The following is a 22,215-nucleotide window of genomic DNA, read 5'->3' as shown; positions in this document are numbered from 1 at the left end:
CCGTTGAATTTAATTCGCAAAAAAAGATCACCAACATATGTACCCTGTTGATGATCTTTTATTTCATTCAGCGCTTCTTGGGTAAATGCACAATAACGTTGAATTGATCGCCGTGAATCTCGACTTTGATCTGCCCTCCATGCAACTCAACGATGCTTTTCACAATAGCCAGACCTAGTCCCGAGCCCTCTGTCTGGCGGGATTCGTCTGCTCTTTTGAAACGTTCAAACAATTCTTCCGCATCAAAATCAATCTCATAAGCAGAGGTGTTTTGAATTTTGAATCTTACCAGATCATCCGTCTCGTCCAAGTAAATATAGATGCGGGTTCCTGGAAGCGAATATTTCTGCGCGTTGTTAATTAGATTTTCAAATACACGCCATATTTTATTACCATCCAAATACGCATGGATCGGGAACTTGGCAATCCTCTCCCGCATTTCGAGCGACTCCTGTCCCATATGAGTGTTGGATTCCGCTATCGCTTGTGTCAATAACGTTGCCACATCGATGTACTCCATATCCAGCTCTATTGAACCGCTGGCCATCTTAGAGATATCGAACAGGTCTTCAATTAACAGTTTCAGTCGAAGCGACTTGCGCTCCAGCGTTTCAATATAGGCTCGGCTGGTTTCCGAAGTATGATTTTCTTTTTTTAATAAATCGACATAGTTGATAATCGAAGTAAGCGGAGTCTTCAAATCATGCGATACGTTAGTTATCAGTTCCGTTTTTAACCGCTCGCTTTTCATTTGATGTTCCAATGCGCTTTGGTACCCGGCTTTCATATTGTTAATATAGCCAGCAAGTTCAGATAGGGAATCGTTTCCGGCAGCATCTTGAATTGAACTCTGAATATTCCCTTCGGCAATCTTTTTACTTCCATTGATGATGGCAATGAAACGTCTAAGCTTGGAGAGTATATAAGGAACCACAAACAGCACAAATAGCAACAAATAAAGGATGAGCCATCCCTCTCCGTAATATGTGACTGCCTCCCAAAAACAAATGCCGGCTAAGGCGGTCAGCAGAAACATAATAATGAGGCCAAACGTTAGTCTCCCGTTTTGCAGACTGGCTCTAAAGCCGGTCCTCCAAATATAAAAGTAATCTAGCAACACACTGCCATCCCAGAAGGTACGTTTATTATGAGGCGCCTTAAAATAACGAAACAGTCTGGCTACCAACAAACCCAAGATAATAATGGAAAGTAGTTCCAAAATAAAACGTGAAGTTGAAAATCTCAGACCCACCCCCAAGTATGAATACTCGTTAATAAGTAAGAAGATCCCTAAAATAACTGCGATGATGAGGACAAGAGGGTCGATTCCAATCGTTCGATCCGCTTTACTTTTTCTCAATTTTGTATCCAATTCCCCATACCACCTTCAAATATTTTGGGTCTTTAGGATTGATCTCAATTTTTTCACGAATATTTCTCACATGTACGGCAACCGTATTCTCTGAAGCAAAAACCGGTTCATTCCACACGCGTTCATAAATCTCTTCAATCGAGAAAACTCGGCCCTTGTTCTCCATTAACAGCTCCAAAATTTTGTATTCCTTCGCAGTCAGTCTAACGTCCTCTCCATCCACTTCAACAGTTTTCGAGCTTTTGTTCAACACGAGTCCTTTCACTTGAATGATCTCTTCCCCAATGGAGTGAAAGGAACCTAAATTCGTAAACCGGCGTAGCTGAGATCGGACTCTAGCGACCAGTTCCAAGGGATTAAATGGTTTTGTTATATAGTCATCGGCTCCAACATTAAGTCCCAAAATCTTGTCACTATCCTCCGATTTGGCGGAAAGCATAATGATCGGTATATTTTTATCTTCACGAATTTTAAATGTCGTCTTGATCCCATCAAGCTGCGGCATCATGAGGTCCATGATAATAAGATGAATCGTTTCTTGTTCAAGGATCTCCAGTGCCTCCAATCCGTTAGAGGCCGTAAATACATCTACTTCATTGCTTTTTAAGTAAATAACGAGAGCTTCTCGAATTTCCGGTTCATCGTCTACAACAAGAATATTATTGATCTCCATATTTCTCACCTTCATCGCGTAATTGCTCCTACAACTCTACAATACTTTGTGCAGACGCACCAGTTACGTAATGCGAATACATTTTTCCATTTCGTTTCCTTAAGACCAGCATACACAATCTAAATGAAAAATCTCTGTTATAAAAACGAAGGAATTTATGAAGTTTTTATACATCGTCAGGAAGTGATTGAGACTTGAAAGTTCTTCTCCTCCATCAAGTAATAAAAAAGAAAAACCAGCCTCTAATAAAAATATATAGTAGGCTGGTTTGTAATATTGTTAAACTATTTGTCAGTTATTCTGATTATCGATCAAATTGCTTCCTACCAAAAAACGTTGTACTATCGCTGCAGTTTCGCCCCGAGTCAGGTTCTTTGTTGGCATCAAGCCTTCAGTCGATCCTTCCACAAGTCTGTTCTTCACGGCTGCAGCCATGGCCTGTTTCGCCCAGGCAGCAACCGCTGCTTGGTCTGCAAACGGAGACAGCAGAGATATTGCATCGGCTCCGTCGGTTTCTAGACCCGCGAGTCTCAAAGCCCGGTTCATGATCACCAATGCTTCTTGCCGAGTAATGGTTTGGTTAGGAGCGAAGGTCTGGTTTTCATAGCCTTCAATCAAGCCATATTCCACAGCCTTGGCGATAGCGCCAGCATACCAATCACTGGACGTAACATCAGTAAACGTCGTCTCGTTGCCATTATCAGACAAGCCCAACGCGCGAACCACGATGGCTGTGAGTTCTGCCCTTGTAATGACAGCATCAGGTTCATAATGGTTCTCGTCTTTACCTTTGATAATTAAGCGGGAAGCCATATCATTTACGGCCTGCTTCGACCAATGACCTTCCACATCTGCGAAGTTCTTCTGATTCCAGACCAGGAAATAGTCGCTGTTGGTTAGACTGTTCACGGTCGCATAATTTTTCCCATCACGACTTGTGATATAGGTCGGAACATGGCGTACACTTCCATCCGAATTCAGCACGGCTGCCGTTGTCACCTTGCTCATGTCAACGCCAGCGGGAAGCGGAATTTCGCGTTTCACGTAGCTGCTGAACTGCTCGACGCCTACCGTTTTACCTTTGTAGGATGCCGTAACATTAAAGGTAACAGGCGGAGCCGCAATCTCAAATCCTCCTTGAGCCGCCGCAGTTTCTGCGAGAACCACCACAGCCTCATTACTCTTGGTAATTTCCACATGAACGACAATGTCCGAAAGTTTGACCTGTTCGCCCATTTTAGAGGAAATGTTATCAATGGCGATTTGCCCGGCAGGCAGCTTGTAGGTACCGTTTGGCGTCTGAACTTCCAAAATCGCTTGCTTGTTTTCCATACTCTTCACCGCTTCACCCGTCAAAACGACCAATACTGTGTCCACACTTCCGGTTACGGGGATAATCACGGTGGATTTGTTGGCCGCCTGTTTGAGCTGATCAACTAGTTTGGATGGATCGATCGTAGCCGTCAACACCGATTTGCCGTTCTCTTTAGTCATCGATCCTGTAGCAATTTGGTCTTTCACAATGCCGTCAACAATGACTTGTAAGCCCGCAGGTTTCTCGACGGTCGGTGTACTTGGAATTGATGGCGTGCCAGAGTTATTCGAACTATTTGAACCATTGTTTGAACCACCGGTTGTCCACTTCGCAAACAATGTCATATCAGATATGACTATATCTGCCGCAAAGTTCCAAGCATTTGTTCCCGCTGGTTCTTTGTACCAGCCTGCGAATGTGTAGTCCGCTCTCGTCGGCGCTGGCGGAGCACTGATTGTCTTGCCGCTATCCACATTGGCGATACTGGAAACCACACTACCTCCCATGGAGTCGAACGATACAGTGTGTTGTATCGGTCCCTCTTTTACCGTTACCTTGCCAGGGATCAACGTTTTATTCATCTCTTCCCCGGACGAATCCAGGATAGAGAAAAGAGTGGGTTCTTCTGTCTGAACCGTCAGTGCCTTATTACCTAAAGTCGCCTCGCCCTTAATCTTGAAGCTGACGGTGAACAACTTCTCTCCAGCCGCAATTGGCGTATCTCCTGCATCGCTGTCTACCCATACTGTTTTGAGCCAGCCTGCATCGTTATCGTAATTGGAGTCGAAGTAATCTCCTGAATTACCCACAACGCCCGTTACTTCCAGACCCTCTGTGTCAAAATCAATCTGTAGGCTGTGAGCTGCAATTCCATAGGTAGAGTCGATCACTGTTACCGGTACGTCCACTGTAGACCCCGGCGCACCACTGACCGAACCGATCTGGATCTGTGCTGCGTGCCGCGTCCACTTGGCGTACAGCGTTACATCGGACGTTACAGCGTCTTCTTCGAAATTCCAAGCTTCAGTACCGGACTCATCTTTATACCACCCTGCAAACGTGTAACCCGCCTTATTAGGCGTTGACGGAGCACTCAATGTCATGCCGTTAGCCACATCAGTCGCCGGCTCTACCGTGCTCCCTCCCTGCGAGTCGAACGTAACGGAGTGCGCTGCATTTGTTGCCTTTACTGTGATTTTTCCGTTCTCTACTGTAGTCGAAGCGATATCATTACCCTCATAGAGTTCGTATTTGAGCAAACTCAAGTTAGAATCCCCAGACTGTGCAGTGTTCTTAATTTTGAAATGAAGTGTGAACACCTTTGTATCTCTTTCTACAACCAATACTGGATTAGCCTTTACATTGATTGTCCCATCAATGGAGAGATCCGTTGCAAAATCTCCCTCATCTGTAAAGCTCCCTAATTCATCTGTCACTTCATTTCCGGATTCCAGCTCCAGAGAGTTGGTATCGAACCCAATCGAAATGTCGTATTGGTTAATCATTTCCTCAGGTGTCAAAAATACCGACACGCTAACGGAATCTCCGGGATACCCTTCTTCGCTGCTTACCTTCATTGAGTTTGACGCTATTTCTGACTCCGCATAACCCGTCGTTCCGAAAGGCAACAGCATTACGGCCGCCAGCATTGTAGATATGATTTTTTTCCAACGCATTATATCAACCCTTTCCCACGGAGATGGCAAGAATCACTTTGATATCTTCATCGTCCCATTTACCGTCACCATTCATGTCAAGCGCCTGCAATTGCTCGGGCGTTAGTGTGATCTTGCCTTTGATATATTTGCTCAACAGAAGTGCGTCCGCAGCCGTCACTTTACCGTCGCCATCGGCGTCCCCCATGACAAACACTTTATAATATGCGGTATACGTCACATCAGCTGTCACCGTAACTGCAGTTACTTGTTGACTTGTAAGCTTTGTAATCCCGCCATCGCTGCTCCATCCTGCAAAATGATATCCCTCCGCTGGCGTGACTGTTGGCACCGTTGCCGGATGTCCACCAATTGCTACATTTTCGCTTGTACCTTCGAAAGCGCCGTGATCTCCGGGCAAATAGCTAACCGTTAGCATCTGCGGTGTCGTGTCACTGATTGTAACTTCCAGCTTCTGTGGTGCTCCCTTACTAAAGGTGAAGATCAAGTTTAGCGTTCCTTCCGCTTGTTTCGACAAATACTCTTTACTGATCGTCACCGTACCAGCAACAACGTTATAGTCGGTACCCAGCACAAGTGCTTCAACCCCATTGGTAATTCCAGTAAGTTCATTTCCGTTTAAGACAACTTCTGTTGTTACATCCTTGTAATCCGGTGATGAGCTGTATTTATCGAAAAATCCAGTTGTGGGATTGATTGTACTGTTCGTTACCGTTTTCCGTAAAATGACCCCCTCCTGTCCGATCACTACATCTTCGCTTCCGCTCGAAACAATATCCATAAGATAAATGTTAGTACCGCTAGGTTGCTTCGTCCAAGTGATTCCATCTGTCGAAGTTACAATGGTTCCGGAAGCCCCAGCGGCTTTGAAGCCATTCTCGTCATAATGAATACCATGCAGGGCGCTATAAACCGGGCTCGTTTGATCCGTCCAGGTTAACCCATCGGAAGAAGTAATGATCTTTCCGCCTTCCCCGACCGCTACAAACAAACCGTTGCCGTAGGTTACATTATACAGATAGGTTGAAGAGTCAGTGGGTTGTTGCTTCCATGTTATCCCATCAGAAGACGTTAAAACTGTGCTGCCACCTACTGCGACATATAGACCGTTTCCATAACTGACACCATAGAGCACGTCTGACGATTCATTAGCCTGGCTCGTCCAAGTCTCCCCATTTGATGAAGTCAGTATCGTGCCGTTAGCACCTACAATTACATATTGCTGATCTCCATATACACTTCCTAAAAGCGTACCCTCACCATACGTTTGCTCAGTCCAGGATATCCCATTGGACGAGGTCATAATAAGGCCCTGGAATGCGGCTGATTCCTTATACCCCAATGCAATAAATTTGCCATTACCATAACTAACACTTCCAATATAATCTCGCGTAAAAGGTGCTACGGATGGCTTCCGGTTAATCCAAGCCTTCCCATCTGGAGATGTGAGAATCAAACTTTGTGAGGTTGTCGATCCCACCAGTTCATTCCCTACAGCAACAAACATACCATTGCCATAAACTAAGCCCTCGAGGCCTGCCGCCGTTCCCTTCAACTGGTCTGTCCATGAGATCCCATTGTCTGAAGTCAAGATCACACCGCTGTACCCAACGACCACAATGAGTCCATCTCCAGTTCCGATGCCGTTGAGATCCTTAGCAGTCTCTTTTATTTGAACTGTCCAGGTCGTACCATCAGGAGAAGTAACAATGGTCCCTCCTCCGCCTACCGCCACATATAAGTTGCTGATATTGTCATAGATTACTTTATTCAGAGTGGCAGAGGTATTGCTCGTCATACTGTTCCAGTTCGTCCCATCTGTCGATGTCATAATCAAGCCACTCTGCCCTACGGCTACGTATTTGTTGTTGCCATAGGTTACTCCGTAAAACATGTTAGTAGTACTAACCGTTTTGGTACTCCAACTAATCCCGTCGGCGGATTGAATGACAAATCCTCTAATCCCTACTCCAACAAACTTATCTTTGCCATATGTAACACCCATGTGAAAGTTACTTGTACTGCCTACGGTCTGTCCCGTCCAAGTCATCCCGTCGGTCGAGGTCATCACTTTCCCGTCGGCCCCTACTGCTACAAACTTCCCGGTGCCGTATACAACACTAGATATACCGTAAGTTGTAATATTTTGCTTCTGAATCTTCCACTCTGTTTCCCCGTCTACCAAAGTTACTACCAATCCGCTTGATCCAACCGCGACAAATCTGCTATTGCCGTAGCTGACACTTGATAGACTGGAATTAATGGCTTCTGGATGATCCGAAACCATCCAATTCTTCCCATCAGTGGAAGTGAGAATCACTTGATTTCGTCCCACTGCGACAAATTGATGGTTGCCATAGGTTACATCATTAATTGTATTAGCTGTTGGGAATGGACTTAGTTGTTCCCATTCGTCGGAAACAGCTTCTGCATAATTCTGCGGTATGAACGCCACCGTCATCAGGAATGCCAATACTATCGCCAGACCTCGTTTGAAAATTTTCATGTTCTTCCTCCCGCGTTTATTATTTTCCTATAAATGGAATTATAATGAGTTCAAATTTTGAACTCGCTATCTGGGACCTTTTTTGGTTTGGTTTTCCCTTCAATTCATGTTCCCCCTCGTGTACATTTTAAAAATTGCAATTACATGCAAAGTATATCGAACTATTCTGAACCAATTCTGAACATGAGTTTTTTGGTTTTCCAACTGCAAACATCAAAAAAATGTCATGTGATATATATTCATGACGCTAAACCAAATCGTATCGATTCTAAATAATCCATTTTTTTACTCTATGAGCTTTCTGAGGTCAACCGTATAACATCCTATCTTCAAATTAAGTTCCTTTTGTAATACATAACCGTAACAGCAGACAAGAATTTGGAGCATTAAAACAAAAAAAGTCGCTAAAATAGCGACTTTCAATGGGATGATGTTGTATCCCTCGACAGGAATTTTGAAACTAGATCAATATTTTAATCTAGATCTAAACGAATGGTTTTATTAAGTAAATGGATAGTCATCCCAAACAACATAGTCTTTTGGATAAACGATTCTTTTTGGTTGCCTTAAAGTTGAAATGGTATTCCGGCAGAACCGACAGAATTGATGCTACAAATCTCATTCTGCATCTGCCGTTGGAATTCGGCGTGTTACACAAGCTCTGCTTATTCTTCTCTCTTATACCGTGCGATTGCTGGATGCGCCCAAACCAAACAGGAGCAGCAAAGCGCTAACGCCAAGCAGAAGCAATAGCGGGGGGTTCCAGCTTGCCGTGATGTCATGAAGCAAACCAAACAAGATCGGTCCAGTTGCCGCCAGCAAATATCCTACGGATTGCGACATGCCGGACAAAGAAACTGTATCGTGGGCATCTTTCGTCCGCAAACTTAAAAAGATCATGGCCAAGCTGAACGCACATCCCCCACCAATTCCGAGTAGAACTGTCCATAACGAAATGAGCGCATTTCCCCCAAAGTAAAGACCTCCCAATGAAACAAACAACAGGATAGTCATGATGATGACCAGTAAACGTTGGTTCTTCATGCGTCCCGCAACAATCGGCACGATGAACGCTACAGGCAGCGCAGCAGTTTGAAACAGCGATAACATCCAACCGGCGCTGTCTTCACTCAATCCCCGGCTTGTCATGATTTCTGGCAACCAAGCGACCAAAACATAGAAAAGGAGAGACTGTATCCCCATAAAAAACGTAACCATCCATGCTAGAGGCGAACGCCACAGACTTCGACGCTTGAGCGCACCACTTGTTGCCGATACGGCAGCCCCCCTACTCGCCCGAGCTTGAGGCAACCAGAACAATGCAGCCAAAAGAACGAGTACGCCCCAAATGCCGAGCGCACCATTCCAGCCGAAACCGAGATCACGGGCGACCGGAACACTGACACCGGATGCAATCGCACCGGATAAATTCATCGACACCGAGTACACACCGGTCATGAGACCGACTTGATGAGCAAAATTACGTTTAACCAGACTTGGTATGAGTACGTTGCACACCGCAATCGCCAACCCAATCAAAGCAGTTCCTGCAAACAAAGAAGCTGTTGCGGCCAACGAACGGAGCGCGATACCTACCATGAGTAAAATCAAAGCATAAAGAAGAGTTCGTTCCACCCCAAGACGGCGTGCCAGAAAGGGGGCGAACGGCGAAAGCAGCGCGAAAGCAAGCAACGGCAGCGTAGTGAGCAGACCTGCTGTAGCATTTGACAGTTCGAGGGATTCGCGAATCGAGCCGATCAATGGGCCTACCGATGTTAAAGGCGACCGCATAATCATTGCAATCAGAACGATGCCGAGGATGATTGGCCAAGCCAACGACAACGGTTTCTTCCCAATCGTTGACTTTGTATCGCTTAGTACGCTCATGGCTGCTCATCTCCTTTGACCTCAAAAACAGCTTTCGATTCCGCAATATGACGGTGAACCGCTGCCACGGCACGTTCGGCATCTTGATCAACTATCGCTTCAACCAGATGCCGGTGCATCTCCTTGAAACTCGCGCCGATTTCATAACGAGTCAAGCTGATAATGGTATCTTGTGATGCGTCCGCGATATGGTTGTATAATTCGATTAAGATTTCATTATGAGACGCCGCGATGATGCCTTGGTGTAGACGGATATCCTCTGTTACAATTCCATCCATGTCACCGCGTGCTGCCGCCGCCTCCCAGCGTTCCAATTGGAGAAGAAGTTCGCGCGCCTCGTCGTCCGTTCTGCGCTGTGCGGCAAGATGGGCTCCCTCGCGCTCGAGCGCATGCCGGACTTCCAATGTCTGCATTGTATCGGAGCGCATGATTCGTTTATGTAGCACAACGCCCAGCACGCTCGAAGAGCAGACATACGTCCCGTCCCCTTGTTTTGTCTTCAAGAGTCCTGCGTGGACCAACGCCCGAATGGCTTCCCTCAATGTATTACGGCTAACATTCAACTCGACCATCAATTCTGGTTCAGCAGGAATACGAGTCCCGACAGCCCACTTGCCAGATTCGATCTGTCTTTCCATTTGCAATGCGACTTGCTCGACCAGTGTCAGCCGATTTGTTTTCTGAAGCATACGTAAGCCCTCATTTCATCTATTTTTTTCAAACGTAGGATGTTTGGTTAATAGGTACTTTAACACACTTATATCCTCTAGGCAACTCCTTGCCTAAAAACAGCCTATGAGTATTCAGGTCAAGGACAAAGTTCTATAGTTCCATAAAAACAAAAAAACCGCTAAAATAGCGGTTTTCTTCAATGCGCTTTCGGAAGAGATCTTTGCATTCCCCCTAGGTTTTTGACAAAAACATCGAACGGTACCTCTCAGCTTGTCTCTTCTCGCAAATCATGCTCCATGAATAGAATATCTCGTTTCATCTCCTTCACGCCCTGTCTTGAAATCCTGCCTGTCTCGAACATGGACTGGATGTTGTCTCTCTCCAGCTGAATTCCGACTCGGGCCAGCTCCTGCAGCGATATGCCAAACTCTTTTCGGGTGCCGGTTTCCTTTTCATTTCTGGTCAGACCCAGCAACATTCGTTCATACTGCAGAATTAGCGAGCTGACCATCTCCATATCTTGCTCGCCTTCTGCGAGTTGAACATTTAGCTGCTTAATGACATAAGTAATATTTTTAATTCTAAGACTATTCAATTCAGCCCTTCTTTCACGGAAGCTTAACCGGACTTGCTGCAGCATCCCGAACACTTCGTCCCAATGCTTAACGGGGAAAAACTCTTTTTTATAACGGGCATCTCTTGTGTGCATAAACAACAGTTTGTTAATTCGGTTAAGATAACGGTACGCTGTGTATGGATTCACTTCTTTCTTTTCAAGCGCATGCAGCGTATTTTCTCTTTCCCATTTCAATACGGACAAACCCAAGGATCGCTGTGCCTTATCCTTCTTCTCATCTTTCTTGAGTGTTCGTATTCTGGAAGTATACGTATTGATGATTTGGGCGGTCGCAAGACGATTCTGGTCCGTGATCAGTTCATTTAATCCGGTAACCACATTCCTCAGAATCTCAATTTTTGCCTGAATTTCGTCCTCTTCCTGCTCCGTTTGTGTTTCTTTACCCAATAAAAGCGGCAACAGATAGTTGGATGCCAGAAGTGTCCACAGGATAACTCCAGCTGCGAGGAAAATGATCAGATCTCTGGCTGGAAATGCAGTGCCATCATTAAGTAAAAACGGCAGTGACAAGGTACTCGCCAGTGTAATCGTTCCCCGAACTCCCGAAAGACTGAGGATAAGCGCCTTCTTCAACCTCAGCGCCCAAGGATCACGCGGTTTGGTCCCTTCGAAAATATCCATCAGCATTGCCCAGATGAGACGCAGTCCGAGTACAGCCAAAGTCAATAATAGTGTGTACATAATGATTTTAAAATTACCTATTTCGGGGTTACTCCAAATTGTCTGGATAATTTCAGGAAGCTGTGTTCCAAGCAAGAGGAAAACGAGTCCGTTTAATACAAAAATAATAACTGACCAGGTGCTTTTGGATACAACACTTAGCTTGGCTACTTCAGGGTTCATTTTCTTGTAACCGAAAGAATGGGCAATTCCTGCGGCGACAACGGCCAGGATACCATTGACCCCCAATTCCTCAGCAGCCATGAAAATTAAAAATGGAGTCAGGATCTCAATCAGCATATGAAGCGTGACATTCTCCATTCCCAGTTTGCGCAACCACTTCACCACACCATATTTTACTAAGGTGAGCAGCAGACCCAACACCACACCGCCAAGTGAAATCGCAATAAAGCTGATACTGGCCGTTTTGAAAGAGAATACACCTGTGACCATTGCGGCTACGGCAAACTGAAAGGAGACCAGCCCTGATGCGTCGTTTATCAAAGACTCTCCCTCAAGAATTTGCATTGTCTGATGGGGGATCTTCACTTTCTGCTCCAGTGCGCCTACGGCCACAGCGTCGGTAGGTGCCAGTGCTGCTGCCAATGCGAAGGCTGCCGCCAGCGGGATGACCGGAAGTAACCAATTCAGGAAATATCCCATCACAGCTACTGTTACAAATACCAGACCCAGTGCAAGCAAAAGGATCGGTTTCTTTAGCTTCCACAGTGCTTCTTTATCCGCATGTCTGCCATCATTGAACAGTAACGGGGCAATGAATAGAAGTAAAAACAGCTCCGGATTTAATTTCAGTTCATAGTGCAAGGGTAGCAAAGTAATCAACATCCCCAGCACGATTTGAATAATAGGCACGGAGATCGAAGGTATAAACCGGTTTACTAAATTGGATAAAGAGACCGCCACCAGCATCAATAAAATAAATTCAAACAATTCCAAACGAATCTTACCTCCATATTTATCTGTAATAAGCAGCTTTTCGTAAAACACGTTACTAACAAGAATTTATCTTATTGTAAATTGCATTTATGAACTGTATATGAATCGCTTGCCCCTAGGCTGCCCAGAGCATTCTTCCATAATCCCCTCAGCTATTTTTATCGGAATTGCCGATAATTTCATTAACATCTTCTACTCGAAATTTCTTTTCAGGAGGTACCTCGTGCTCTTGAAAAAACAAAAGCAGCCGCTGAGCGGCTGCTTCTGCATAACTAATTACTCGTATATTTAACCCAATCATATTCAGCGTACAATGGATTGGCACCGTTATAAGCACCTAACCAACTATCAATCCCGGTCCCATTCCATATGTTCATCATAATTTTACCGGGAGTTATGGGGATATTGCTGGTTGCCAGTCGAAAGCATAGGTATGGAATCCCTGTGATGCATCAAAGCCAAGGTTAATAACCTTCTCGTGACCACCGACCCCATTCGTAAAATAATTAAACTGTGCTTTGGTCGTGTCTTTTCCTAAGAATTCAATATCAATCTCATCCCATTGCGTGCCATGAGCAGGTCCTGTGTAGGTGAAAAAGGAGGATACGATGCCTGTATTTTTGGCAGGCTTCATGCTTACTTCATACAACCCATATCCATAATTATTAGTGGAGCAATACTCCCCACAATCAAACTTGGCTTTTCTTGAGGAAAATATCAACGACTGGCTCTGCACGAGCCATTCATATTCAGTTCACAAAGCTATTTTATTCTATACAACATCATTAGAACTATTATGGATCATGAGAGGAACGAATATGATAAAAAATATTCTAGTTAGCGGGGCGAGTTTCGCCGGCATCTCAACAGCCTACTGGATGAAGCAGTTTGGCTACAACGTGACCGTTGTTGAGATTGCTGAAGATCTTAAAAAAGGCGGTACACCTGTAAATATCCGCGAAAATACCGCCGACATTGCGAAACGTATGGGGCTTTTAGACCAAATCCAGTCGAATAAAATAGACATGGAATTAATGGAATTCAAAAATTCCGATGATGTCACTGAAAGAGTCGAAATCCGTGAGCAGCTTGCAGAAGATGAATATGAAATTGAGCGAGATGTATTGCTGGATATCATGTTCGAGGCTGTCCAAGATGACGTTGAGTTTATTTTCGGGGATAGCATTACGTCTTTGAAGGAAGAAGCTAATGGCGTTGAGGTAGCTTTCAAAGGAGGACAAAAACGCTCTTATGACCTGGTGTTCGGCTGTGATGGTATTCATTCGGTCGTCAGAAAATTATGGTTCGGCGAGGAAGCGGAATTTTCGCATTTTCTTAAAACGTATTTCTCTATCACCATCGTGGATAAGTTGTTGATCCGGGAGAATACGACACAAATGTACAACGAGCCGGGCAAGGCGGTCATGCTGAACTCTTATAACAATAAAACCGATATCGTGCTCTGCTTTTCTTCGGAGAAGGAGCTCCCCTACGACTACCGAAACGAGGAACAGCAGCGGGATATCATTTTGAATCAATTTTCCGGACTAGGCTGGCGAACGCCAGAATTGCTGGAAGAAGTGAAGAACTCCAAAACTTTTTACTTTGACAAACTGTGCCAAATGAAAATGCCCTCGTGGACAAAAGGCAGGGTAGCGCTAGTCGGTGATGCTGGATACTGCGCCTCTCCGGCTGCTGGCATGGGTGGATCACTCGCAATAGATGGAGCGGCAGCCTTGGCTGATGCTTTCCATAAAAACCATGGGAACTATGAACTTGCGTTCCAAGAATATAATCAGAGTTTCCGTCCTTTCATCGAGGAAGTGCAAGCAAACGCGGAATTGATGGTAGATTTTCTTGTCCCACGAACTGAAGAAGACATTCGCGAAAGAATTTCGCAAACAGCATCCATCAAGGACATCTAGGGACCGCTCTGTAGGATATTGAGAGGATATCATTTGATGGTATTTTTTCAGTGAGTATTTGTTGAGTTTAATGATCAGATCAAGTTCTTGTCCTCAGTTTGGAGCAAGAACTTGGTCCAACAATAAAAAAAGCCGCTATTGTAGCGACTTGGGTTGGAGCTATGTTCTTGTTTGATCCTTCGTACACTTTAAACACGCCTTTGAAGCTTGATATCACATTCTGACATTGTTCCCGTGACGTATTCGATATAATTCACAGAACCGTTAAAGTTCAAATAAGCTTCATAACGCATACGGATGGCAGGTAATGTGATCAAATCCAGAACATTTTCCTTGGGAACCCACCTACATTCACTCGTTTCATCAGAAGTTGCTAACTCTCCACCTACAGCCTTGCACACGAAATCAAACATCACTTTCGTAGGAACATCAGTTACACCGTCATACCACTTATGTACCGCTGTATTCGAAACAACATTAATTAAATGGTTAACCTCGGCGTCTATTCCACTTTCCTCTTTAATTTCACGAATCACGCCATCAATCAGATTTTCTCCAACTTCAGTTATACCACCAGGATACACCCAACCATCGTCATGGGCTTTTACTAATAGGATATTTCCTTTTCCATCTTCTACAATTCCACCAGATGAGACAATATGTGTCGGAAACGCCATTTCACGACCTCCAAATTCGGTAAAGTTGTATACTTATTCCACATGATTCCTAAATTATCCTGCTTTTGTGAACATGCTTGATTTAACAAAATTAATGTATGGAGATCGGTCGTTACAGAATTGAACATAATATTCATTAATTGCTTATTAGCCTTTTAGTTTAAAATAGTTCAGGCTATCTATATCATTAAGAAGCCCATGTTGTTTTGGTTTCCATCCTAGCTTTTCTTTCGTTTTTTCACTTGAAGAATTTAGATCCATTTCAGCAAAATGAGTAAACCATGTGAAATGGTTGTTAGCTTCCTCGCGAGCTATGCTTTTAACAGGAACGTTAAGTCTTTCCCCTATCACAGCTGCTATTTCTTTAAAAGCTACACCCTCCTCTGCAACTGCGTGATATACCCCTGTTGTTTCGCTCTCCAGAACCAGCCTAAATAGTTGAGCAGCATCAAGCCTGTGTACCGCCGGCCAACAATTATTTCCTTCTTCAATAAAAGCCGAAACACCTTTATTACGAGCTAAATCAATTAGTGTTGGAATAAAAGCACGATCACCATTTCCATGTACGGAAGGCGGAAGTCGAACTATAGAAACATTAACCCCTTTCTCCTTCGCTACCTCAGCTGCCTCTTCTGAAGCGATACGAGGATTAGCATGTGGCCTGAACACCGGCAACGTATCTTCGGTTACGAGTCTCCCTTTTGGAAGAACTGCCAGGGCGGATGTAATAATAAGCGGACGGTCTGAACCAGCTAAAACAGAGCTCATAGCATCAATAGACCTCTTATCCTTCTCACAGTTCTCTTTGAATTTTGAGAAATCGTGATTAAATGCAGTATGAATAACTGCATCAGCCGCCGATACTCCACTGCGCAAACTATCTGGGTCTTCCATATCGCCTCTATGAATTTGTGCACCTATTCCGCTAAGCGATTGAGCAGCTGCTTCTGATCGAGCAAGCCCTAGCACCTCATGACCCGCACGAATTAATTCCTGAACAATAGCAGAACCTACAAACCCGGTTGATCCCGTAACAAAAATCTTCATTTTTATTCCTCTTCTCTTTAAATTTCATGATTTTCTTTTACTTATATAATTTATCATCATGAAATTTTTGAGGCGTGGATAATAACAACACAATGTAGCACAATATTATCTCAGAAAATTATTACAAGTCTTCTTTACAGCAAGAAAGAATTTCGCAGAGTTAAACTACGTAGAAAAAAAAGAAAACACTTAGCGTTTTAGATATTTGCATCTAAAATTGCTAGGAGTTTCATTTTTAATTTTTTTAAAGATTCTACTAAAATAGTTACCGTCATTAAAACCTACTTCCAATGCGATTTCAATAATCGTCTTATCCGTGGTTATCAAAAGCTGTGCTGCCTTTTGAACACGCATCTGATTTAGAAAATCCATCGGCGGGAAACCTGACACCGTTTTAAAAACTCTTGAAAAGTGGACTGGACTTAAATGAGAAACCTTTGAAAGATCATCTAATGTGATTTTTTCAGAAATATGTTTCTCCATATGTTTAATGGCTGACTTAATTTGATTTAATTTTCTATACTGGATATCTATTTCTGATTGCTCTGGTATTTTCTTTGTATAAGATCGGATAAGATCAGTCAATATTTGATAAGTTAATCCCCTTAAAACAAGCTCAAATCCTTCCTTCTTCTCCTCATACTCTCGGATCATCTTCTGTATACTGCCAAGGATAAATTCATCCTCCGTGATCTTCTCCTCAAACAGAAATCGATTCTTTAAGAGCAGTTCAGTGTATATGGATTGTTGTAAATCAGGTTGATTTCCTAAAAGCAATAAAAGGTCAATTTTGAATAAATAATATGCTAAGTCCGAATTTATATTTTCCCCTGAGTGAATTACATTAGGGTTCACAATTAAAATTGTACCTTGCTCTCCTATTATCTGTTGATTACCAGCCTGGAGAATCATCTTTCCTTTTTCAATATATAAAATCATAAGTTGTTCATGCCAATGAGGAGGGAAAATACTGCCCTTTTCATTAAAAGAACAGTATTCCGTAATAATAGGTTTTGAAATTTCCTTGTCCTCCACATACCCATACATATTTTCATTCACAACTAATTCTCTTCCCATAACCAACACTCCAAACGCTAATATTTTCCCGTCAATCACTTTTGGTTTAAAAGTAATCTGATTATAGCAGTAGAATGTCCAAATTTGTATGAATTGAATTACTGGCATTGTCTTCTGAAAATCGTTAAACACGTGCACGCTGTACGCGCTTGATTCCTGTGCGTAGTGTAAACCCGAAGCAAAGAATCAGAATGATTCCGGCAACCACATAAGGGTAGTTAACATTGATATCAAACATCAGTCCAGCTACTACCGGCCCAATGATATTCCCAAGGCTGGTAAAAGCGGAGTTAAGTCCAGCCAAATATCCTTGATGTTCTTTTGCGACCATGGACATTTGAGTGCTGATGGCTGGGCGCAAAATATCGATGGACAAGAATACAACAAAGGTGACGGCGAAGATCAGCCAGTATTGGTGAACAAATAACGTCAACAGGACAAATACCCCGGCAAGTAGCAGGCAAACTGTAATGACTGCTTTCTCACCATAACGGCTTATAATCCAGCCGAAAATGGTTAACTGAACCAACGCGCCTCCAATGGAGCCGAATGTGAAAATGAAGGCAATATCCTTTGGTGTGAAGCCAAACTTATGGTCAACGAACAGACCGTATACCGCTTCATAGTTGGCAAGTCCAAAGGACATGACGAACACAATAATTAAGCTGATAAAATAAGGCTCGCGGTAAGTAGAACGCAACTGTTGAATTAGACTTCGTTTGGGTTCCAGATTAGCCAATCTATTCTCATCACCCTTTACAATAGACGACAGTGATTCCGGCAGGACAATCATAGTGAGGATCGCAGCGATCAGACCAGCGACCCCCGCAGCATAGAACGGAACGCGGATACCGAATTCGGCAATATATCCCCCGATGCCAGGGCCAATGATGTAGCCTGTCGAGATCGAAGCGTTAATGAATCCCATTCCCTTGGCTCGATCTTCCTCAGAGGTTACATCTGCCACATAAGCCATAACCGTTGGCATGATGAGTGCTCCGCTAACGCCACCCATCATCCGAGAAACAAAAAGTAGCAGAGCTGAGTCAGCTAACCCGAATATCACCTCGGCACAGGCGAAAACTAGCATTCCGGCGACAATCATTCGCTTGCGTCCTAAGGAATCGGATAATCGTCCCGCCAGTGGTGAGAAAACCAACTGTGTAAATGCGAAGGAAGCAGTAAGCATGCCAGCAATCGTTCCGTTAATATCTAAAATAGTAATATATTGCGGGATCACTGGTATAACCAGACCAATGCCAGCAAAGACTAAAAATAGGTTAAACATTAGAAGCAGCAGAGCGCCCCGATTTTTGAATAATAAAGCCATCTAATTGTCCTCCCAAAATCAAATATTGAATATGTACGCTAACTATGTATCTTCTGCAGACGCTGTTCTAACCCATTTCAAAGTGAAGAATAACTAACAAATAATACCTATTTTTATTCCAAGTTACTTTTTAAAGATAAATGTTTAAAAAGTACGGGATTAAATGTAATACACATTTTTTTCCCTGTCAATATATACTTTCATAAATTTAATTGGTTGATCTGTGAGTAAGCCGAATAGATCAATCGAACATATTGGACTGATAGTCTGTAATTATCCAATGTACAGTTCAGGCTGAAAACCATGGTCTGACTGCTCGTGACTGGCGTGGACTGCATCCAATTCGTCGTTCCGAATTTGAGTAAACACACGAAAAAAAGCCGCTAAAATTAGCGACTTTAATGTGAAATTTTATATCCCTCGACATCAACCGTCCTTTTGGAACAGCCCTATTTCGAGTCAAATTGTATTCAAAAGAAAATGATTCAACTAAAATATAATTCCGATAATTATGGCAGATAAAACGCTTACAAGTGTTGCGCCATATAAAAGTTTTAATCCAAAGCGAGCAACAATATTCCCTTGTTTTTCATTCAATCCTTTTACTGCACCCACGATAGTACCAATGGACCCAAAGTTAGCAAATGAGATTAGAAAAACGGAAACAATGGCTGTAGTACGCCCACTTAAACCGTCTTGAATCTTAACAAAGTCAAGCATGGCAACAAATTCATTCGCAACCAGCTTCGTGGCCATAATACTCCCCGCATGAACCGCCTCATGCCATGGTACTCCGATCATAAAGGCAATTGGTGCAAAGACATACCCTAGAATTCCTTGAAACGAGATACCAAATATGCCGCTGAAGACCCCGTTAATTAAAGCAATGATTCCAACAAAACCAACTAACATTACCCCAACTACAATGGCTACCTTAAAGCCATCCATAATATATTCGCCCAGCATTTCAAAAAACGTTTGTTTGCCTTCTTCCTGAACTTCAACAATATCTTCTTCGGCTGTAACTTCATACGGATTAATGATGGATGTAATGATAAAGCCGCCAAATAGGTTTAATATTAATGCAGCTACTACATATCTAGGTTCCAGCATGGTCATATATGAACCAACAATGGACATGGATACCGTTGACATTGCAGATGCACATAATGTATACAAGCGATGTTTTGGTAATAGTCCAAGCTGATTTTTCACAGAAATAAATACTTCATTTTGACCTACAATTGCGGCTGCAACAGCATTATAAGATTCCAATTTCCCCATGCCATTTACTTTACTTAGCACCAGACCAATATACTTGATAATGAACGGCAGTATTTTGTAATGTTGCAGGATTCCTATTAATGCTGACATGAAAACAATTGGCATCAACACAAACAGGAAAAAGGTATGAGCTCCTTCATTGGCAATCCCACCAAAAACAAAGTTCGTTCCTTCGTTGGCATATCCGAGTAATTTCGAAAAACTATCGGCAAACCCTTTGATTAAGAATTCGCCTATACTCGTTTTTAGTATAATTAATCCCAAAGCTAACTGAATAACAATCATTATGATGATTGGACGATATTTGATTTTCCGCTTATTACTACTCGCAAGCCAGGCCAATAATAGAACAATAACCAGACCAACAACAGAAATTAGATAATGCATAATTAACCCTCCAAATTATCGATACTTTTTTTGGAATCCTCATATCGATTTGCATCTTTCCACATTAACGCTTGTTCCAAAATAATCGCCAATAGACTTCCGCAAATTAACCCATTATTCAAAATGGCTATTACAATCGGAGATAAATGGCTCGTAGCGGATGTTGGAATAAACATTAAACCCACACCAACTAACAGAGAAACTCCGCTAACAATAAATGTTCGTTCTTCATGCAGAACCTTCTTCAATTCCTTCAGCGATAATCCAACCATCTTCACAAAGATGACGAATGTAACGGCATAGCCTATAGGCGCTGGGATACCGGATATTACGTTCATTATTGGCGGAAACAAGGATACAGAGATGACTAAGATGCATCCAATTAAAAACGATTTCCGTTCCCTCATTCCTGTTTGTTCAACATATCCCGCCGCTCCTGAAATAGGCACTGAACCAATCGCTCCGAAACTGCCACCAATAAAATGGGTAATGCCAGAAGCAAATCCGGCACGCAAATAACGGTTATAATCCAATTTCTTTTGTTTCATAACGGTCTCCATCAACCGAATAGACGCAAGCGCATTGGTTATTAATAATAGTGTTAATAGAAAGGCAGTTGTGACTGTTCCGCTATCAAATCTTGGACTTCCAAAAGGAAATATTTTGGGCAGTTTAAATAGCGTATCCGCCGGTGAAATCACCGGCATCTTGTCGCATATGATAAACAATAAACAGCCTATCGATATACTGATTATTACTGAAAATTGGCGCAGCAAAACAAAGCGACTGTTCCCTAACCCAAAGGTAATGCAAATCACAATCACACTCAGTACGAACACTTTCACATCTAACAAGGTGTGGCTTGACGTGATCCCCATCATACCTTTCATAAAAGAACCGCTTAATTGAAAGATCAATAAGAGCAAATATATAAAAGTGACCGTTGGCGTAAATAGACGAGCGATTTTATCCATTAGCTTAAATGCTGAGATTAGGATAAATAAAACTCCACTACAGATCATTCCCCCACTTAAAGCTTGCAGGGCAGCAATATTCGAAGAATACAATACCCCCACTAAACTTGCGTAAATGGTGAAAATACTCCACCATAACCCTGCTGGACCTTCATGAATAGGGAATTTATGGCCGATGACGCCTTGTAAAAATCCAGCTATTCCTAAAGTAATCAGTGTGCTCTGGATGAGTCCAGAAGCCTCCATAGGTGTTAGGTTATATAAATCTGCGATAGCAATTGGCGCAGCAATTGCACCTGCGATCATAAACATCATCCACTGCAATCCAGATAGTATTCCCTTCATTTCTTACTCACTCTCTTTTCTTGCACCCGTACTCGTATCGATAGATTAGCTCTCAATCGCTGTGTTAAGAGCGATTTCGACCATTTCATAAAATGATTGTTCACTTTCTTGATGAGTTAAGTGCTCCTGTGTTAACAGTTGACTGCCTACTGTCAAAATGGATAGAGCTTTCACACCGTATTTAGCGGCTAACGTATATAAGGCTGTACTTTCCATTTCAACTCCTAATACACCAAAATCCATAAACTTGTGAAGTCGATCTAAGCTCTCACGGTAGAACTCATCGGAGTTATAGATGTTACCGACAAAGACACTTACTTGTTTAGCTTTTGCTTGTTGATACGCTTTCATTAACAATGAGAAATCTGCTGTAGGTGCATAATTACAGCCATGGAAGATCTTATCCGTCATATTACTATCTGAAGACACGGATTGGGCTATTATAATATCGCGGATATTAATGTCTTTCTGCATCGCGCCACATGTACCAATACGAATCAATTTCTTCACTTCATAATCGACGATCAATTCCGTTGCATAGATACTCATCGATGGATTCCCCATCCCTGTCCCTTGAACCGATACACGTATCCCCTTGTATAATCCGGTGTACCCATACATGCCTCTTACTTCGTTATAACAAATGGCCTCATCTAAAAAGTGTTCTGCTACAAATTTTGCACGCAAAGGATCTCCCGGAAGCAAAACGATGTCCGCTATTTCTCCTTTTTTTGCGCCTAAATGCCTACTCATATTTCTGCCTCCTACTCTCAATGTTGAACCCAGGCTTTCCGAAATCTCTTCCACTTGCCTT

General features: G+C 43.0%; 15 protein-coding genes and 1 pseudogene. 1 reads left to right on the top strand and 15 read right to left on the bottom strand.

What is annotated here, in order from left to right; genetic code table 11:
• Positions 1-67 precede the first annotated feature (67 nt).
• The 8 genes and pseudogenes from HP548_RS04605 to HP548_RS04570 all read right to left on the bottom strand — a co-directional run.
• The gene (locus HP548_RS04605; protein WP_175381039.1) at positions 68-1,372 is read right to left on the bottom strand and encodes a sensor histidine kinase; all 1,305 of its coding nucleotides are present in this window, start codon (positions 1,370-1,372) and stop codon (positions 68-70) included.
• Positions 1,347-2,045, bottom strand: coding sequence for a response regulator transcription factor (locus HP548_RS04600; protein WP_076291430.1), 699 nt, complete (start codon positions 2,043-2,045; stop codon positions 1,347-1,349). The genes HP548_RS04605 and HP548_RS04600 overlap by 26 nt, the downstream gene beginning before the upstream one ends.
• A 291-nt stretch (positions 2,046-2,336) precedes the next feature.
• Positions 2,337-4,937 carry an InlB B-repeat-containing protein gene (locus HP548_RS04595; protein WP_217504619.1) on the bottom strand — a complete coding sequence of 867 codons (2,601 nt, stop codon included), beginning with the start codon at positions 4,935-4,937 and terminating at the stop codon, positions 2,337-2,339.
• Positions 4,938-5,040: 103 nt separating this feature from the next.
• Positions 5,041-7,542, bottom strand: a complete 2,502-nt coding sequence (locus HP548_RS04590) for a X2-like carbohydrate binding domain-containing protein (protein WP_175381037.1) — start codon at positions 7,540-7,542, stop codon at positions 5,041-5,043.
• Between the two features lie 678 nt (positions 7,543-8,220).
• Positions 8,221-9,429: a CynX/NimT family MFS transporter gene (locus HP548_RS04585; RefSeq protein WP_175381036.1), complete on the bottom strand. Its 1,209-nt coding sequence runs from the start codon at positions 9,427-9,429 to the stop codon at positions 8,221-8,223.
• A complete protein-coding gene (locus HP548_RS04580) occupies positions 9,426-10,118 on the bottom strand; it encodes a FadR/GntR family transcriptional regulator (protein WP_076291392.1) in 693 nt (230 codons plus the stop codon). The genes HP548_RS04585 and HP548_RS04580 overlap by 4 nt, the downstream gene beginning before the upstream one ends.
• A 248-nt stretch (positions 10,119-10,366) precedes the next feature.
• Positions 10,367-12,355 carry a Na+/H+ antiporter gene (locus HP548_RS04575; protein WP_175381035.1) on the bottom strand — a complete coding sequence of 663 codons (1,989 nt, stop codon included), beginning with the start codon at positions 12,353-12,355 and terminating at the stop codon, positions 10,367-10,369.
• A gap of 272 nt (positions 12,356-12,627) precedes the next feature.
• A pseudogene (locus tag HP548_RS04570) lies at positions 12,628-13,052 on the bottom strand (family 16 glycosylhydrolase); the annotation flags it as partial.
• Between the two features lie 121 nt (positions 13,053-13,173).
• Here HP548_RS04570 and HP548_RS04565 point away from each other — a divergent pair.
• Complete coding sequence (locus HP548_RS04565; RefSeq protein ID WP_175381034.1) at positions 13,174-14,280, top strand: FAD-dependent monooxygenase; 1,107 nt, start codon at positions 13,174-13,176, stop codon at positions 14,278-14,280.
• A 188-nt stretch (positions 14,281-14,468) separates the two neighbouring features.
• Here the strand turns inward: HP548_RS04565 and HP548_RS04560 are convergent, their stop codons facing one another.
• The 7 genes from HP548_RS04560 to deoD form a co-directional block, all read right to left on the bottom strand.
• Entirely contained in the window at positions 14,469-14,957 is a 489-nt protein-coding gene (locus HP548_RS04560) for an NUDIX hydrolase (protein ID WP_175381033.1), read from the bottom strand.
• Positions 14,958-15,104: 147 nt separating this feature from the next.
• Positions 15,105-16,004, bottom strand: a complete 900-nt coding sequence (locus HP548_RS04555; protein ID WP_175381032.1) for an SDR family oxidoreductase — start codon at positions 16,002-16,004, stop codon at positions 15,105-15,107.
• 189 nt (positions 16,005-16,193) lie between these two features.
• Complete coding sequence (locus tag HP548_RS04550; protein ID WP_143764814.1) at positions 16,194-17,189, bottom strand: helix-turn-helix domain-containing protein; 996 nt, start codon at positions 17,187-17,189, stop codon at positions 16,194-16,196.
• Positions 17,190-17,205: 16 nt separating this feature from the next.
• Positions 17,206-18,411, bottom strand: coding sequence for an MFS transporter (locus HP548_RS04545; protein WP_175381031.1), 1,206 nt, complete (start codon positions 18,409-18,411; stop codon positions 17,206-17,208).
• Positions 18,412-18,900: 489 nt separating this feature from the next.
• Positions 18,901-20,082 carry a NupC/NupG family nucleoside CNT transporter gene (locus tag HP548_RS04540; protein ID WP_175381030.1) on the bottom strand — a complete coding sequence of 394 codons (1,182 nt, stop codon included), beginning with the start codon at positions 20,080-20,082 and terminating at the stop codon, positions 18,901-18,903.
• A 2-nt stretch (positions 20,083-20,084) separates the two neighbouring features.
• Positions 20,085-21,401, bottom strand: coding sequence for a purine/pyrimidine permease (locus HP548_RS04535; protein ID WP_175381029.1), 1,317 nt, complete (start codon positions 21,399-21,401; stop codon positions 20,085-20,087).
• Positions 21,402-21,446: 45 nt separating this feature from the next.
• On the bottom strand, positions 21,447-22,154 hold the full coding sequence (deoD, locus tag HP548_RS04530) for a purine-nucleoside phosphorylase (RefSeq protein WP_076291400.1): 708 nt from the start codon (positions 22,152-22,154) through the stop codon (positions 21,447-21,449).
• Positions 22,155-22,215 lie beyond the last annotated feature (61 nt).

This window comes from Paenibacillus taichungensis, assembly GCF_013359905.1.
In the GTDB taxonomy this organism is placed as follows: Bacteria; Bacillota; Bacilli; order Paenibacillales; family Paenibacillaceae; genus Paenibacillus; species Paenibacillus taichungensis.
Note: the sequence above shows the minus strand (reverse complement) of the source record. Positions and strands in the feature narration are given on the sequence as shown.

What these genes read in the sequence shown, in the direction of transcription:
- HP548_RS04600 (WP_076291430.1), bottom strand. Translation starts at nt 2,045, where the DNA reads ATGGAGATCAATAATATTCTTGTTGTAGACGATGAACCGGAAATTCGA.
- HP548_RS04595 (WP_217504619.1), bottom strand. Translation starts at nt 4,937, where the DNA reads ATGAAGGTAAGCAGCGAAGAAGGGTATCCCGGAGATTCCGTTAGCGTG.
- HP548_RS04590 (WP_175381037.1), bottom strand. Translation starts at nt 7,542, where the DNA reads ATGAAAATTTTCAAACGAGGTCTGGCGATAGTATTGGCATTCCTGATG.
- HP548_RS04585 (WP_175381036.1), bottom strand. Translation starts at nt 9,429, where the DNA reads ATGAGCGTACTAAGCGATACAAAGTCAACGATTGGGAAGAAACCGTTG.
- HP548_RS04580 (WP_076291392.1), bottom strand. Translation starts at nt 10,118, where the DNA reads ATGCTTCAGAAAACAAATCGGCTGACACTGGTCGAGCAAGTCGCATTG.
- HP548_RS04565 (WP_175381034.1), top strand. Translation starts at nt 13,174, where the DNA reads ATGATAAAAAATATTCTAGTTAGCGGGGCGAGTTTCGCCGGCATCTCA.
- HP548_RS04560 (WP_175381033.1), bottom strand. Translation starts at nt 14,957, where the DNA reads ATGGCGTTTCCGACACATATTGTCTCATCTGGTGGAATTGTAGAAGAT.
- HP548_RS04555 (WP_175381032.1), bottom strand. Translation starts at nt 16,004, where the DNA reads ATGAAGATTTTTGTTACGGGATCAACCGGGTTTGTAGGTTCTGCTATT.
- HP548_RS04550 (WP_143764814.1), bottom strand. Translation starts at nt 17,189, where the DNA reads ATGCCAGTAATTCAATTCATACAAATTTGGACATTCTACTGCTATAAT.
- HP548_RS04545 (WP_175381031.1), bottom strand. Translation starts at nt 18,411, where the DNA reads ATGGCTTTATTATTCAAAAATCGGGGCGCTCTGCTGCTTCTAATGTTT.
- HP548_RS04540 (WP_175381030.1), bottom strand. Translation starts at nt 20,082, where the DNA reads ATGCATTATCTAATTTCTGTTGTTGGTCTGGTTATTGTTCTATTATTG.
- HP548_RS04535 (WP_175381029.1), bottom strand. Translation starts at nt 21,401, where the DNA reads ATGAAGGGAATACTATCTGGATTGCAGTGGATGATGTTTATGATCGCA.
- deoD (WP_076291400.1), bottom strand. Translation starts at nt 22,154, where the DNA reads ATGAGTAGGCATTTAGGCGCAAAAAAAGGAGAAATAGCGGACATCGTT.